Origin of the sequence: Streptomyces sp. NPDC021212, assembly GCF_044332925.1 — a bacterium.
Lineage (GTDB): Bacteria > Actinomycetota > Actinomycetes > Streptomycetales > Streptomycetaceae > Streptomyces.
In genome coordinates, this window is the sequence record NZ_JBIRPZ010000005.1 from 328235 (window position 1) to 343596 (window position 15362).

The window sequence follows — 15362 nt, forward strand, 5'->3', positions numbered from 1 at the left end:
GAACGCCGCCCTGACATTCCGCAGAAAGTCGCCAATCTCATCCAGCTCAGCAGCGCAGCAATCCTGGAACAACAGCAAACCCAAGAGTTGTTAAGTCAATCTCAGGAGATTGCCGCACAACTGCGCAATCAGACGGCAGAGTTGGAGGAACGACAGAGGTCCCTCCAGGAGTCCAATGCTCAATTGGAGCAAAGGGCTGAGATGCTGACGCAGAGAAACCGCGACGTCGAGGTTAGGAATACGGAGATCGAGGAAGCCCGGCAGGTCCTGGAGGACCGCGCCGAGCAACTGGCGCTCTCCATGCGCTATAAAACCGAGTTCCTGGCGAACATGTCGCACGAACTGCGCACACCACTCAACTCGCTGCTGATCCTGGCCAAGCTACTCGCCGACAACGACGAAAAGAACCTGTCGCAGAGGCAGGTCGAGTTCGCCGAGACCATCCACGGTGCTGGATCCGATCTGCTCCAGCTGATCAATGACATCCTCGACCTGTCGACGGTTGAGGCGGGCAAGATGAAGGTCTCCACCAATCCTGCCACGCTCGTACAACTCGCCGACTACCTAAGGGCCCTCTTCGGTCCATTGGCAGCGGAAAAGGACCTCAACTTCTCGGTAAGTGTGTCTCCCGAACTACCCCCCACGCTACTCACCGACGAACACCGACTGCTGCAAGTGCTGCGCAATCTGATATCCAACTCGATTAAATTCACCGACTCCGGAGAGATCGGAGTGACCATTCACCGTGCTGGTATTGAGATGCCGCTAGCTATCCGGCAGCAGCTTCTTGAAGCCGGGCCGCTGTCAGGTCCAGACGCCGACGTCATCGCGTTCGCCGTAATGGACACGGGGATCGGTATCGCGGCCAGCAAGATGAAGCTCATCTTCGATGCGTTCAAACAAGTGGACAGCCTCACGAGCCGCAAGTACGGAGGTACGGGCCTCGGACTCAGTATCTCGCGAGAGATCGCGAGGCTGCTCGGCGGTGAGATCCATGCGCGGAGCGAACCAGGTCACGGCTCGACGTTCACGCTGTACTTGCCGCTGCATCCGAGCGAGCTATCGCAGGACGACGAAAAAGTAGCAAGGGCGCAGAACGAATTCGCTGCGCTCAGCAGTCGCCGTCACAGCGCTGCAGCCCTACCTCATCAGCAGACGGAACTGCCTGACCTGCCTGACGCCCAAGGGCAGTCAGGGGGCTTGAGTCAGCATCGGAAATTTTCGGAGTCAGAACGGGACATCCGCTTTGACGGTGAGAAGGTGTTGATCGTTGACCACGATATACGCAGCGTCTTCGCACTCGCCAGCCTCTTGGAACGCCACGGCCTGGACGTGAGCTATGCCGAGAACGGCGACGTGGCCCTCGATACTCTGGAGCAGCACGACGACATCAAGGTTCTCGTAATCGACGTGATGCTGCCAGCGGCGGACGGGCCGACGACAATCGCGAAGATTCGCCGGACGCCAGGGCGCAGTGCAATGCCCATCATCGCGCTGGCTTCGGGGGGTCCGCTCGGGGGCCAGGAGCTGGCTGTCGAGGCAGGCGCATCCGACTGCGTGGCCAAGCCGGTCAACCCTGACGTCCTGCTGCCCCTCCTGCGTCTTTGGATTGAAGAACCCGCAGACGCCCCTGATGCCGCCCCAAGAGAAGGCGCCTGATGTGATCAAAGGACAGTGCCTAACACATCACCGAGCTCGGACACCTTGGGCGGCCTCGTGTGCGCGGCGGAGTTGGGCCTGCGAAGACGCTCCGCGCCCGGAATCGGACGGTGCGCGTTCCTAAGGCTCACTGAGACGAGACACTGACCTTCGCTTTCATGATTATCCGCAAGGCCCCCCGATGACAGGTCGGCGCACTCGTTCGATCCGAAGGCGGAGGCGTTCACCGTCCGCCGGTGAACGCCCCCGCCCTCGGCCAGTGCGAGAGACGCGGGTGGACCGCGGTATGCCCGAAGGCAGCCCCGGGCCCTGAGCCCCGACGTGGGAATGGCGCCCACGGACCCCGCCCGCCTCGCCGAGCACCAACGAACCGGCCCCTATGAGGGGGGCCGGGCTTCGCGCATGCTCGCGTCGCCAGCCAACCGGAACGCACGAGCATGTGACACGGGGCACATCAGGCCGGTCGCGCATACGCAGGCCCCGCTACACCGAAGCCCCGGCCGCACGGTGGCGACCGGGGCACACGGATCCCGGTGTCAGCTCGTCGCTGTGGCCTTGGCGAGGGCCTTGCCGAGGTGGCGGTCGACGAGGGCCGGGGAGCCGGAGACGATCAGCAGCAGACTGCCGTCGCGGATCGCGGTCTGCTTGACCACGGTGCTCCGCCCTCCGGTGGAGAACGTCAGGAGCTGGCTCCACTGCTCGTCGCCGAGTTCGCGGGGCGCGGGCAGCTTCTGCGAGGCCATGTCGATCGTGGTGCCGCCCGCGACGACCTGATAGGTCGGGCACCCGGTCATGGCGTCGAAGATCCGGCCGATCCCGTCGGACAACTTGTTCGCGCTGTCGCTGTAGAGCTCCTCGGAGATCTCCGAGCTACTGCCGCCGTAGGTGAAGGTGGCCTTCGCCTTGCGGGGGAAGGTGAGCGTGCCGCCGGTGGCCGCGTCGCCGCCCAGCTTGCTCAGGGCCGGGCAGCCGACGACGGTGACGTCGTCGTGCTGGGCGGGGCGCTCCGGCTTGCGCAGGTAGCCGGAGCCGAGGTCGTTCTCGTCGAGCAGGCGGGTCTCCAGCGCGGCCGGTGAGAGCACGGCGGCCTTCCGGGCCGCGTCGGCCGGCTTCCCGGAACGGGCGGAGGAGGTGGCGTGGTGCTTGGCCCCGGAGGTGTTGGTGGAGCAGGCGGGCACGGCGAGGAGGGCGGCGGTGATGCCGAGTGCGGTGGTGGCGATGCGAGCGCGCATGACGGAACTGACCCCTTGGTGCTGGGCGACGGCTGGTCAGTGCGGGCCCGCGGGCCCGGTGGGGTCGTAGGAGTGGGGGTCAGTGTCCGAGGTGGCGCAGGCAGTCCTCGAACGTGGCGTGCGTCGCGTCCGCCGGTCCGGAATTCCGGTTGAACCAGGCGGTGTCGAGGCGGGTCTCCTGCTGCTGGTGGCCGGCCCGGCACCGCAGCCAGATCTGGTCGCGGGTGGAGAGGATGAGCCAGTCCCTATACGACCCGCACGCGGCGCAGGCGGCCATCTCACCGTCGAGGACGAGCGGCTGCTTCCACGGCATCATTTTGCCGTCCAACTGGTCGTGGCTCGGCACGCGCAGCTCCGGCGGAAGGAAATCGTCCACCATGCCGGTCGGTTCGATGTGCTGCGGTTCCACCGCCGGCGCCCCGAAACCCGGCGGGACCTGGTTCTGCAGCCGCGCCGAAAGCTCAGCGAACTGGCGCTGCGCCTCGCTCGGTCCCTTGACCCGGCGGCGTATCCGGTGAAACACCCTGGCGTCCTCCTTAACCTCGTCCTGCTCGCTTCATGAGCGTGCCCCAAGCCCCAGGTGGTTTCAATTCACAAAGTCCACAGTCACCTTTGACCAGGTCAGCAGGGCTTCCCTGCTTCTTGGATGTGGGGATGGCGAGTTGGCCACGGCACCTGTCCCGAGCGGAGGAGTGACGTCCCCACGGTGTGCCCGAACACACGTCGTATCCTGCGACGTCCCCCAGCTTCGCGACGTACTGGCGCGGTTCGCCGAATCTGCGCCTCTCTCTTCCTTCCTGCGTGTGCACCGATGCCCGCGACCCGCAACGCGGACCTGCCCGCCGGCGAGGTCCGGTGTGGCGTACCACCATGCTGCGGGTCGCGGGCGGGGCGGTAGCGGGGCCCCTTCTCTCGGTGGTGCGCTGAGCCCGTGCATCGACACTCGGCGGGGCTCACAGGGCCTTACGCGATGTTTCCTTCGGGCTGCGCCGCCTGCCGGGTGTGGAGGGCTTGGTCGCCGTCCTGCGCGTTGCGGGGCGGCTTCCTGCGGTGGTGTTCTCGGGCAGGTTTGAGGCGTCGGCGGGTAGGTCGGCCGTCCGCCGCATCCGCCACACGAGCACGTCGCTGACCGAGTCCGCGGTGTCGAGTTCGCGACGCTCTACGGCGTCGGCGAGGAGGGCGGCCGGGTCGTGGCCGGCGGCTTCGGCATCCGCGATAGTTGCGGCCAGGGCGTACCAGCCGGGCTCGGCGAGGATCTGCTCCGCTAGCCCCGGCAGTGCCTCGCGCAGCAGCGCTGTCTGCCGCTGAAGCACCGGTCGGCTCAGGCGTCGGCCGCGCTGGTAGAGCACGCCGAGGGGCTGGGCGGCGGCAGCCTGGTAGGCGGAGCGCAGGTGCTTGGCGGCCCGGTCGGCGGCCTCGGCCTGCTGGGCATGGCCTTTTCTGGCGTGCCAGTGCGCCGCGGCGATGATGAGGAAGAACAGCATGTCGATCGCCATCGCGGTGGTAGCACCGTCCTCATCGCGACCGAGGGCGGGCCCCCCGTGGACGAGGTCGCGTGCGGCCTGCCGCAGCGCACGGTCGTGTCTGCGGACGGCGCGGACGTGGGAGCGCGAGGCCCGCTCGAAGGCCGTTGCCGCGTCGCGTAGTTCGCGGCGGGTGTGGGCGGCAGAGGTCTTCGCGAGGGCGTCCAGGACCTCGCTGGCCGCGGCGATGTGGGCGGCGGCGACCGCGTCCTCGCCGTGCTCGACGACGAGCACGGCCTGCCACGCGGCCGATGCCGTCCCGCGGCGGGCGGAGGCCGCAGTGCTCGGCCCCGTACGGACCGCATCCTCCTGCCGGGAAGCCGGATTGTTCCGGGCATCGGCGGACCAGCGCTCCCGGACGCGGGGCAGCGAGAGGTCAGGGGCCAGGCGCGCGCCGGGATAGAACACCGGCTCGCCGTCCTTGTTCAAGTCGTCGGGCAGGGCGACCTTGTATCCGAGGAGGTCCCCAGAGGGCGCGGCGCGCTTGCGGATCAGGAGGCCGGCGGCGGCGAGCCGGTCGAAGAACTCTCCGTCGCTTGTCGCGCCGGTCACCGCGCGGCGGACTGTCTCGCGTAGTTCCTCTCGGGCGGTGCGCTCGCGGCCCTGGCGTTCGGCCTTGTGGCGTTCGGCGCTGGTGGGCCGCTGTGCGGCTGTACCGTCGCCGGGTGCTATCTGGTGAAGCCCGAATTCCTTCTCGATGAGGCGGGCTTCAGCCTGTGCCCGTTTACCGGATCGGTGGTGGTCGGGTCGTCGTCCGTCTTCGCGCACGAGGGTGGCAACAACGTGGATGTGGTCGTCAGCGTGACGCACAGCGGCCCAGCGGCAGCCCGCGCCATCGTGCGGGTCGATCCCTGTAGCGGCGACGATGCGACGGGCAATGTCCGCCCACTGCTCGTCGGTCAGGACGGGGTCTTCGGGTGCGACACGCACCGAGCAGTGCCACACATGCTTGTCGGGGCGCTGGTCCGCGGCAAGGAGTCGTAGGGGCTGGTCGAGCAGTTGCTGAAGGTCCTTCTTCGTGGCTGCCGTATCGCGTCCTGGGTCGGGAGACATGCCGTCGAAGGAAGCGACGAGATGTGGGTCGAGGTGTTCCTCGTGGGTTCCCTTGCCGTAGAGGTAGTACAGCAGGCCCAGGGTGTTGGTGCCCTGCTTGTGGATCTGTGGAATCAAGGTGCCTCGTCTGCCTGCCGGTTGGCTACCTTGTCGGCAGCCATCCTCACCGCGTCGGCCGCACGGTGAATGTCGGCGATCACTTGAGTCAGGTGGGGCACGTCGCCGCCGGAGTTGAGGATCTTGGCTGCTTGGTTGAGGTTGCTGCCGGCCCAGCCGAGCTGCCGCCGCGTCGCGAACAGTTCGGTCAGCACGTCGCGCTCGGTGGCGATGGCGACGGCGGTACGAGACTGGTCCCGGGCCATAGCTAGCCCGGCGTAGGCGAGGAAGCCTGCCACGCTCATGCCGACGGTGTCTGCTCCGGCCTGGATGAGGGCGTGTTCGGACGGGTTGAGGCGGACGCTGTGCGCGCGCCGTTGCTTCTTGTCGCGCGGACGCGCTCGCCCCTTGGGCCGCCCCTTGTGGGCGGCCTTTGGCTGCGATCCGCCCTCGGTCGCAGCTGTCCCGTCCGGCGCCCCCCGGTGCCGGTCGGGCCCCGCCACCCCAGGGGCGGGTACAGGTTCGGACGCTCCCCCCTGGGGGGAGTGTCCGAACCTCCATCTTGCTCGCCCCGAGACCGAGTTGGAGTCACGTTCACCTGGGGTGGGGGAGGGGCTTGGGACCGGGTTCGTCACTGCCCACAGCCCTGAGCATCGCGGACGACATCCAGGATGCCAAGGACGAAGTCGACGGCCCCCTCCGTCAGGTGATGGATCTGCTCTCCGGAGCCGTCTACAGCAAAGAGGAGCAGTCCGTACGGGAGGAATGTGAGCGGCAGAGCCCAGATCAGGCGGCTGACGAAGCGGTCGGGTACGGCGGCATGCCGCATGGTGAATTCCTTCGGGGCAGGGCGGGTGGCCCGGCGCTGGCCGGGCCACCGACCAGAGAGGTGGGGGCGGTGAGCTGCGGCTTCGTAGATTCAGCCGCACTCGAGGCAGCGCTCGACGTGGCCGCTGAGCGCCCTGGCCATCCGGCCCTTCGTCGTCGTGGCGTGCTTCGCACTGGCCTTCGCCGACGGCCTGCCGGCATGCCGGCGGGAGTGGGCGCTCAGGTAACCGATCTCCCGTTCGTACTCCTCACGGAGGGACGCGAATCGGTGGCAGGTCTTCATCGAGTGGTGCTCCTTGCTTTCGTGGTGTCCTCGCTCCGCAGCTCCTGGAGGACGAGGCTCAGCCGGTCGTTCCGGCCGCCCTTCAGGCCCTCGCGGCGGAGGATCTCCCGCAGCTGGACCCGGGTGACGGACTCGTTGCCGTCCCGTTCGAGCAGGGCGGGGACATGGGGACGGACCTGCTGGACGAGCTGCTCCACCGACTGCTCCGGCTCGCGAGGCGGGCGCTGCGTCTGCGGGGTGCGGGGCCGGCCGCGCTTCCCCTTGTTCTTCGTCCGGGGCTTTGTGGTCGTCTTCCGGCGGAGGGGGACCTTGTGTCCCCGGTCCCCGCTGGTCGCGCTCCCCGTGTCGGTGTCGGTCGGTCCCCGGTCCCCGGTGGTCTCGGTCCCCGACTGGGCAGCGGTCGGTCCCCGATGCGAATCAAGGCCCTGAGCAGGGACTTCTCGCGTAGTGCGGTCGGTCCCCGTGTCCGCAGAGTCTCCCTCTGCGCCTTCCGGATTGGCGGGACCGGTCCCCGATCCCGCCGATGCGTTCGAGTCCGTCCTCTCGGGGACCGGTCCCCTCGGGGCGCTCGGTCCCCGGTCCCCGTCCGACTCGTCGGGACCGTGGGGACCGGCTACGGGGACCGGCGCTTTCGAGGTCGGCTGCGAGGGGACCGTGGCTGCCGTTGTGGTGCTGTGCGCCGGGGACCAGGGAGAAGGCAGTGGGACCGTGGCGAGCGCGAGTGCGTGCCGGCGGGCGGCGAGCTGGTCGAGCATCTGCGCGCGCTGGATGGGGTCGGTGCCGACCGAGGCCCTGCCGACCGCTTTCGACAAGCGCCGGGTCAGCCGACGGCCGCACCGGCTCTGCTGCTGCTCGGGCGTGCGCTCGGCGAGGCGGGCGGCGAGGGCGACCGCGCGTGCGGTGGCCCGGTCCCGGGTGATCTGCGCGGCGTCGCGGTCCCGCGCGGCGATGCCGAGGCGGGACAGGAGCCGCTCGCGAGCCTCCCGGCCCAGGACGGCGATCAGCCCGTGGGAGGCGGCGCCCGGGGTGCGCAGGCGCAGCTCGATACCCATGGCGAGATGCCACAACATCGCCGCCATGACGGGTCCGACGAAGGCCCGGACTGTGCCGCCGACCGGACCGCTCTCAGCATAGGCAGGGATCACCTGCACTCCGGTGATAACCCAGACCAGCGTGCCCGGCAGACCTGGGGCGCCCTGAGTGGCGAGGTTCTGGCGTGCCATCAGCGCGGTCGCGAAGAGCGCCAGCTCGGCCGCGGCGAACATGCTTGCCCGCTCGGCGGTCCCGGCCATGTCGAGGTAGTCGGCCGCGAACCGCCACGAGGTGTCGGCGCTGTAGACGGTGCAGCCGAGGGCGGCAGCGGCCGCGACCTTGACCGCCGGACCACCGAGACGTTTCTGCGGGCGCGTGCCCCGGCGCCGGATCGTCCAGGCGGCCAGCACCAGCACGAGGCCAGCGGGTACGCCGGCGCCGAGGAGGAGAGGGACGTTCGGAGCGGCGCTGAGGGCCAGGACGGGGTGGGTCATGCGGCCTTTCCGAGAGGGGCGTTCGCCGGAGTCGACGCCGCCGGGCGGGCTGCTGGCTGCTGGGTGCCGGGTGCCGTGGGCGCGGGGCTGCTCGTTGCCGGGGTGGTCTTCTTCCGCTTCTTCTTGGGCCGGGGCACGCCGTAGGTGCGGTCGCGGTCGAACACCTTGTGTGCGGCCTGCCGGAGCAGGTCACGGGCGTGTTTGTGGCTGATCTGCAGGGCTGCGGCGAGCCGGTCGGGCCGCCAGCCGCGTACGTAGGCGTGGCCGATGACGACCTGCCGCTCGGCCTCGGTCAGATGCACGTCGCGTCCCCGGAAGAAGGCCGTCACGCGCCGGTAGTCGAGGCGCTGGGGCAGCCCGTCGTGCCAGGGACGCCGCTCGGCCTCGGTGAGGCCGCCCCAGATGCCCTCCTTGAGGACGTTCTCCAGAGCGAAGTCGAGGCAGTCGCGACGTACTGGGCACCAGCCGCACAACTCCTTCGCCTCGGCGATGGCTTCGTGGTCCCGGGGGAGCGGGAAGAACACGGCGTCGGCGTCCTCGACGTCCATGCCGTGGCACGCTCCGCGGGCGTGCCAGCTGGTGTCGCCGATGCCGCGCAGGCCGGTGGCCGGCGCGTCGTGGGTGGTGATGTGGTGCAAGGGTGGTCTCCGATGTGCTGCCGCGTCGGCCGGTGGGCGGCGCTGGGCGAGCGCGGTGTCGGGGGTCGGCTGCGGCGCGAGGGCGTGCGCCGGGCCGGGGCGGGACGGTGAGGTTGGGTGGCGGTGCACCGGACGGGATGCACCGGCCTTTCGAGCCGGTCAGGCCATGGCGGACTGCTGGACCTGCTCGCTCTGCTGGGCCTGCTGGGCGGCGGCGAGGTCGAGGCGGCCGGGATGCGAGGTGTCGCGCGGGGCGGTTCCGCGCGCTCCGCCGTCGGGGCCGATCCGACGGCGACGACACGGCTCGCCGGGCTGCGCCAGGCACCACTCGCACCTCACGCTCAGGGCGTCGGGCAGCCCCTGCGCGACGGCTGCCTCGCGCGCTGCGCGGGCGGGCCGGTAGGGCGCGAGGGCGGCTCGGGCGGCGGGCGGTATGCAGGAGCCGATCTCCCGCAGCCGGGCCTCCAGCTTCGGGTCGATCCCGTCGCGACCGCTGGTGATCGCCCGGGCCTGGGCGGGCTGCGCGGTGCCGGCGGCGACGGCGCGGCGGGTGCCGACCAGCTCGGCGGTCCAGGCGGCCTGGTCGTCCGGGTCGACGGACGGCGTGGGGTCGGAGTGCCGGGCCAGGCGGTCGCGCCGGTAGCTCTCCCAGGGACGGGCGATGTCCGCGGGCAGGATCTGGTACGGCGAGGTGCGGATGTGCTGGCGGGCGGCGACGCGGGCGTCCCAGCCGTGCGGGGTGGCCATCGGCACGTCCCCAAGCAGCTCGTGCCACTGAGCGAGCTGGTCGCGGGCCTCGCCCTGGTCGGTGCGGATGGTGCGGGGGTCGAGTCGTCCGATGTAGGCCAGCAGGGCGGCAATTTCGCGGCGGTCCACTCTCAGCCCTCCGTTCCGGTCGACTCGTCGAGGGCGGCGATAAGAGCGGCCTGGTGCGCCTCGGCCCGCGTCATGCCGTGCGCCGGGCGGTGTCCGCCATCGGGTACGGCGTAGAGGTTCCGGCGAGCCGGGGGGTGCTCTCGGGCGACCCAGGAGCGCCAGTCGGCAGCCCAGGCCGCCGCCGGCCTCGGCTTGAAGTCGGCCCGGTGGGCACGCCACTTCGCGTCGGCGGCGGCGAGGCCCTGCTCACCGAGGCGATCGAGGTGTCCCTGCTGGCGGGTCCAGGTTTGGGTGGCGGGGTCGACCTGCCACTCGGCAGCCGAGAGGACGGCAACACCGCCACTGCTGGTACTCCGGTTCAAATCCGGTTCACTACGGTTCTGTGTGCCGGTTTCCGGTACATCGCTGTGCCGGTTTCCGGTACGTCGAGGTGCCGGTTTCCGTCGGGATCTGCCGGATTCCGGTACTACCGGTTTCCGGACCCTCGTGGGGGATTCCGGCACCTCACGCGGGCGAATTCCGCACCGCCGCAGGGCCGAGATCCGCAGCGCCGGGGTGGCCTCGGACTCCTCCTCCGATGTCTGGTCGGCCTCCTCTTCCTCCTCGGTGGTCTCTGCCACGGCCTTGGCGGCGAGGGGGAGGCGGTAGACGGTGCTTCGCTGCGGGCCGGTGAGGTCGTCCAGCTGCTCCAGCTCACCGGCGTGGACCAGGCGGTCGATGGCTTCGCGCACCGTGGAGACAGAGGCGCGCGTGCGCTTGGCCAGACTGGACAGCGAGGCCCAGGAGACGCACTGCTCGTCCACCACCCGGTCGGCGATCGATAGCAGGACCAGGCGCGCGGTGCCCCGGCTGGAGCTGTGGTCCCACACCCACTCGCGTGCCTCGCTGCTCATCGGCCGCTCCTGATGAGCGGGCGGGGTCGGCGGCTCGCCGGGGCCGGGATGGTGTGTTCCGGCTCGGGGCGCTGAGACCCCGAGGCGGAGGTGGCTGCCGCGCAGGCCAGGCGGAAGGGCCTTTTGCGCAGGGCAGGAGGCATGCAAAACTCCCCTTTGCAGTGTTGCCACGCTGACGCGCCCCTTGGAAGGACTCAGCGTGGTGATGGTGGGCAATCCCCGCCCTTGCCGGGGCGGGTTGCCGTTGAGCGTCCGGCGTCCGGGAGTAGCCGCTCCCGGACGCCGCCGCTGTACGCGGATCTACACGGTCTCGTCGGCGCCTGCTGCGCTCCTCACGTTCGTAGCGCCGGGCGGGGTGCCCGGGGGACGACGAACATACGCAGCCATCCGTGTCAAGATCCAGAGTTGGTTCTTAATCTCTGTACTAGTTGCAGAGAGTGACGAAGAGGGACGATCTCCGGCCCCTACCGGGCAGGAGCGCTATGCCGCCACTGGCTCCTGAGAGTTGCCGCCCCCAGAAGCCGTCGCTGCCTGCCGGGGCCATTCGGCATGCGCACAACGTCCCCCTTGCGGTCGTCATCGAGCGGCTCCCGGTTGCGCCGCAAGGTGAAACGACTCTTCATCTGCGCGTTGATGCCATGCGGCCCGTAATGGCGACCGCTCCGAGGCCGAAGCGACTCGACCAGGCGGCACCACCGTCAGGGGTAGGCCGCACAGATACCGAGGGGGCGAAGTGCGGGTGCGAAGGCCCGCGCATGGGTGAGGACATGCGAAAATCTCCTGTTGCATCCGCTCCGGTAGGGCCCGTGCGAAGGATCGGAGCGGTTTCTTGGTGGCCTCATGCCCTTGCCGGGGCAACGAGGCCGCGCTGTACGGCGCCCGAGGGTTCGCGCCCTCTGGGCGCCGGTCTTCTTGCTGGGTGCGATTCAGCCGAGCGGGGTGCGGGTTGCCATCTCGGGTTCGCTAAACTGAAGCTATCCCGGTTTGAGGAACGCGTCAACTAACTAATATTTCCTTTGTTTCGACAACCTTGGCTCTGAGGGAAGGTCTCGATGGCTGCTCGCCGATTCGACAGGCACCGCCTGCGTAGGGTTCGGCGAGCGCGAGATCTTACGCAGAGTGACGTAGCGAAAGTGGTTGGTGTCTCCGATCCAGCGGTAGCAAGTTGGGAAACCGGCCACTCATCACCCGACAGCGAGAAGCTCCCTGCTCTTGCCAGGGTGCTCGGTCAGGATCTCGATGAGATGTTCCCGCGGGCTGGCCTGCCGGATCTAGCCGACCTGCGCTGTGATGCGGGCTACTCCCAGTACCAGACGAAGGAGCTGACCGGGACGAAGAGCGCTGGCCCCGTGGCGAACGCCGAACGGGGGAAGCGCCGCCTGAGCGAGAAGTTTGTTCGTCTCCTGGCCGATGGGTACGGGGTGACCGTGGACGCGCTGCTGGATGCCCAGGAGCGATCTTTCGGGCACGACGTCCGTGCCCCTGAGACTGATGCGGACGGCTCTGGCCAGGGCGTTCCGCGCTCGCTGGCCGAGAAGATCACCTATCTGCTCGATCACTCATTCCCAGGACAGACGCCACCCTCGGATGCTGAGATCGCAGAATCGGTCAACACGTACGCAGGGGGACGGGTACTCACCGAGCGCGACGTGGAGGATCTGCGTGTCGGTAACCAGCCGGAAGCCTCACCCCTCGTCCAGGAGGGGCTGGCCCATGTCTTCCATGTGGACTCTACGTACTTCAAGCCCCACGAGGCGGTGGCTCGGCAGGTCTACGAGGGCCTGCGGCTTCTCCGGTCTGTTCGTAGAGGGGCTGTCGGCCGGAGTGCGGCGCGTGGGCTGGGGTCGGAAGGGCTTCCGGCGGACGTTCTGGCCTACGTCAACAAGGTTGTTGAGGAGCTCGAGGAGAAGGGGTTGCCTCCGCAGGACGGCGGCGAAAAATAGCCCGGACGCCGATGCTTCCAACGTGAGGCGAAGCAGGCGTGAAGCGGCCCCGGGACTGGTGGGCTCGCATGTTGAGGTGTCGCGTATTCCGGACTGATGCGGGCCGCCGTCACTCTGCGTCAACCGCGGTTGGGTACTCACCAGTCCCGACGCGGTAGTAGAAGGGCGAGGGCCCGTCGATCCCCGCCCGCTCCAGAAACAGCCCCTCGTAGTGCTGCAGCAGCTCCATGCCGAAGTCGACCTCCGGGGCCGCCCCGTCCTCCTCAAAACTGCCCAGGAGAAGCTGCGACCAGTGCTGCTCGACAGCTGGCCACACCACCAGGTGCGAGGGCGCGAAGAAAACCCACACGGCGTCGACCTCGTCTGGCAGCATCGGGGCAGTCAATGTGTGCGCGATCACCGGGTCGAGACATTCCACGTAGGGCCGGTCGAAAAAGTGGGACACGATGAACACCACCCGCGCCCTGTCGGGCGATGACTTGTCCCGTAACTGCTTCGCGGCCTTGGCGATCATTGGCTGGGCCGCCTCGACGACATCGTTCGCTGACACGACCGTCGACCAATGAGTGTTTGGCTCCTCACCTCGCTTCAGTGCCCGCGATGCCGCTGCGTTGTGCTCGCGGAAGCCACCGGGTATCGACTTCACCTCGAAGTCGGCGAACTCGACACCGTTGCGGCCGAGCAGCGACGTTAGTACGTCGCTGTCCAAGTCCGCCACGCGGTAGCCAAGATCCACGCCGCCGTGGATGTCTACGGCGACCGGCGCAATGCCGAGATAGGCGGTCGTCAGCATCGCCGCGAGATGCTCGCCCGCGGCCAGTCTCAACTTCTTCAGGTCGTCCGCCGGTACGTGCGCTGGCAGTGCTTCCGTCGCCCAGTCCATCTTTTCGTAGGTGATGAGGTGGACATGGGTGCCGATGACTCCGTCGACGCTCTTGGCGCTGTCGTCGCTCATGGGTGCGAGTGTGGCAGCACCGTGACGCGGTCGCGACGGGTTTCGGCACTGATGGGCGCGCCTATCTAGCTGTCGCCAGTTTCCCGTGAAGTCCACCCTGCTGGTGATCCGAGTGTGATCTCCGGGGGGCGTACCGGCTCCAGGTGCCTCCGGCCTCTGTGACCAGCCGGGTGACTGTCTTGTCGTGGTAACCGAGTGCCTGCGCGATGACGGGAGCCGGGGCCTGGAGGACGAGTTGGCGGATCTCCATCGCTGGCCGACAGGCTGCTCCGCGCATCCGGGGTTGCTCCCGTCCCCGTGCGGTGCACGCTGAGGGGACGGCGGTCCCCGCGTACGCGGGGTCCCAGCCGGTCCGCCGAGGACCACCACGGTGGCCAGGTGCTCGCCACACACGGATAGTTGGGTACGAACTCAAGCTGTCGCAGTGTCGATGACGGAACACACTCGCCCACCCGTAAAGCCGATTAAGCAACAGAGCCGGCAGCCGGAAGTGCAGCAGCACGTCGGAGCTGCAAGAGCGACTGAGGCCGGGACGTCGGGTCTGGTTGGTCGCCGAAGACGATCGAGGCTGGAGGTGAACGCCGGTGGCCAGACGATGCCTTCCGGCACCGTCACAGGTTGCCGTGGTCTTGTTCTGCGCGCCTAGCCGGCGCTGTTCTCGGGCTGGTATTGGTTTCCGCCCGCGAAGACCGTCTTGACCGCTTGCAGCGCGCTCAGGTCCTCTAGGGGGTCACCGTCGACGACGAGCAGATCGGCCCGGTAGCCAGCAGCCAAGCGGCCGATCTCCTTCCCCAGGCCCAAGGCATGCGCGGCCTGGTTGGTGGCCATGTCGATGATGTAGCTGGCCGGAATCTCCAGGCGCTCGTAGAACCCGAGGCTCGTGGCGAGTCCGCCGAACTGCGCGCGCTGGACCCCGGCGTCCGTGCCGGCGATCAGCCGCGCTCCGGCCTCGGCCATCCGCTTCACGTTGCCGGAGATGGTCTCGAAGCGCTCGGCGCTGAAGACCTGCGGCAGCATCTTCCACTTCGGAGTGATCGTCGGGCACACGTAGATGCCCTTGCTGACGATTTGAGCGAGGACGTCTTCGCGGAGTTCGAAATTGCGGTCGGGAGTCATCCAGGTGCAGTGCTCGATCGTGTCGACCCCGGCGTCTGCCGCAGCCGCGATGCCGTCCACACCGTGGGCATGAGCGGCGACGGGCAGCCCTGCCTGATGGGCCGTATCGACGACGACGGCAAGCTCGTCCGGAGTGAACTGGGGCTCCCAACTGGCGGGCCCGTCCTTGGTGAGGCCGCCCCCGGTCGCCATGACCTTGATGACCTGAGCACCTGCTGTCACATTGCGCTCGACCAGGCGGCGGATCTCGGACGCTCCGGATACCTCCCCGCCGAGGAACCAGCAGTGGCCGCCGACCGGGGTGAGGGGGACTGCCGCGGAGACGATGCGCGACCCGGCGGCCGATCCGCTACCAATCGCGTCCGCCAGCCGCAGCGCGAGCCCGTTGCGATCTCCCAGATCGCGCACTGTGGTGACACCGCTGCGCAGGAGCGTCTCTGCCCGCCCCTGCATCTCGTCCAAGAGCTTTTCGTCATCGTGCTCCAGGACTGCCTTCGGATCCGGGGAGGCATCGAACAGGAGGTGGACATGGGCATCAACCAGGCCAGGGAGGAGGGTGGCATCGGGGTACGCGATCCGCTCCTCATCGGGGCGTGCTTGCGCTTCGACCTGCGGGCGCGGCCCCGCGGCCACGATGGTCTCTCCGTCGACGAGTACGGCGCCGTCCGGCACGTAGGTACCCGATGAGGGATCGGTGAGGACTCGTCCAGCAGTGATCAGCATGTCGCTCCTTCGTGATCA

Annotated in this window: 13 protein-coding genes and 1 pseudogene; 2 read left to right on the top strand and 12 right to left on the bottom strand. The window is 68.6% G+C overall.

Translation table 11 applies throughout. The features are described 5' to 3' along the window. Positions 1-12: 12 nt before the first annotated feature. Positions 13-1659 (top strand): annotated as a pseudogene (locus tag ACH4SI_RS16240) (hybrid sensor histidine kinase/response regulator); the annotation flags it as partial. 536 nt (positions 1660-2195) lie between these two features. On the opposite strand, the gene ACH4SI_RS16245 reads toward ACH4SI_RS16240, so the two are convergent. From ACH4SI_RS16245 to ACH4SI_RS16290, 10 genes are all read right to left on the bottom strand, one after another. Then, positions 2196-2891: a hypothetical protein gene (locus ACH4SI_RS16245; protein ID WP_398296358.1), complete on the bottom strand. Its 696-nt coding sequence runs from the start codon at positions 2889-2891 to the stop codon at positions 2196-2198. A 79-nt stretch (positions 2892-2970) separates the two neighbouring features. After that, the gene (locus ACH4SI_RS16250) at positions 2971-3414 is read right to left on the bottom strand and encodes a hypothetical protein (protein ID WP_398296359.1); all 444 of its coding nucleotides are present in this window, start codon (positions 3412-3414) and stop codon (positions 2971-2973) included. Between the two features lie 430 nt (positions 3415-3844). Further along, positions 3845-5584 (bottom strand): relaxase/mobilization nuclease domain-containing protein, encoded by a 1740-nt coding sequence (locus ACH4SI_RS16255; protein ID WP_398296360.1) that lies wholly within the window; start codon positions 5582-5584, stop codon positions 3845-3847. Beyond that, entirely contained in the window at positions 5581-6198 is a 618-nt protein-coding gene (locus tag ACH4SI_RS16260; protein WP_398296361.1) for a plasmid mobilization protein, read from the bottom strand. The genes ACH4SI_RS16255 and ACH4SI_RS16260 overlap by 4 nt, the downstream gene beginning before the upstream one ends. Further along, positions 6195-6392 (bottom strand): hypothetical protein, encoded by a 198-nt coding sequence (locus ACH4SI_RS16265; RefSeq protein ID WP_398296362.1) that lies wholly within the window; start codon positions 6390-6392, stop codon positions 6195-6197. The genes ACH4SI_RS16260 and ACH4SI_RS16265 overlap by 4 nt, the downstream gene beginning before the upstream one ends. Before the next feature lie 90 nt (positions 6393-6482). After that, a complete protein-coding gene (locus ACH4SI_RS16270; RefSeq protein ID WP_398296363.1) occupies positions 6483-6674 on the bottom strand; it encodes a hypothetical protein in 192 nt (63 codons plus the stop codon). Then, positions 6671-8200 carry a hypothetical protein gene (locus ACH4SI_RS16275; RefSeq protein ID WP_398296364.1) on the bottom strand — a complete coding sequence of 510 codons (1530 nt, stop codon included), beginning with the start codon at positions 8198-8200 and terminating at the stop codon, positions 6671-6673. Before ACH4SI_RS16275 ends, ACH4SI_RS16270 begins: the two co-directional genes overlap by 4 nt. Beyond that, positions 8197-8838: a WhiB family transcriptional regulator gene (locus ACH4SI_RS16280; protein WP_398296564.1), complete on the bottom strand. Its 642-nt coding sequence runs from the start codon at positions 8836-8838 to the stop codon at positions 8197-8199. Before ACH4SI_RS16280 ends, ACH4SI_RS16275 begins: the two co-directional genes overlap by 4 nt. Positions 8839-8997: 159 nt before the next feature. Next, on the bottom strand, positions 8998-9714 hold the full coding sequence (locus ACH4SI_RS16285; RefSeq protein ID WP_398296365.1) for a hypothetical protein: 717 nt from the start codon (positions 9712-9714) through the stop codon (positions 8998-9000). 2 nt (positions 9715-9716) lie between these two features. Further along, positions 9717-10607, bottom strand: coding sequence for a helix-turn-helix domain-containing protein (locus ACH4SI_RS16290; protein WP_398296366.1), 891 nt, complete (start codon positions 10605-10607; stop codon positions 9717-9719). Between the two features lie 1052 nt (positions 10608-11659). Here ACH4SI_RS16290 and ACH4SI_RS16295 point away from each other — a divergent pair. After that, on the top strand, positions 11660-12550 hold the full coding sequence (locus ACH4SI_RS16295) for a helix-turn-helix domain-containing protein (RefSeq protein WP_398296367.1): 891 nt from the start codon (positions 11660-11662) through the stop codon (positions 12548-12550). Positions 12551-12659: 109 nt separating this feature from the next. On the opposite strand, the gene ACH4SI_RS16300 is transcribed toward ACH4SI_RS16295, so the two are convergent. Together ACH4SI_RS16300 and ACH4SI_RS16305 are read right to left on the bottom strand one after the other, a co-directional pair. Beyond that, positions 12660-13505 (bottom strand): hypothetical protein, encoded by an 846-nt coding sequence (locus ACH4SI_RS16300; protein WP_398296368.1) that lies wholly within the window; start codon positions 13503-13505, stop codon positions 12660-12662. Positions 13506-14147: 642 nt separating this feature from the next. Further along, complete coding sequence (locus tag ACH4SI_RS16305) at positions 14148-15344, bottom strand: amidohydrolase family protein (protein ID WP_398296369.1); 1197 nt, start codon at positions 15342-15344, stop codon at positions 14148-14150. Positions 15345-15362: the final 18 nt, after the last annotated feature.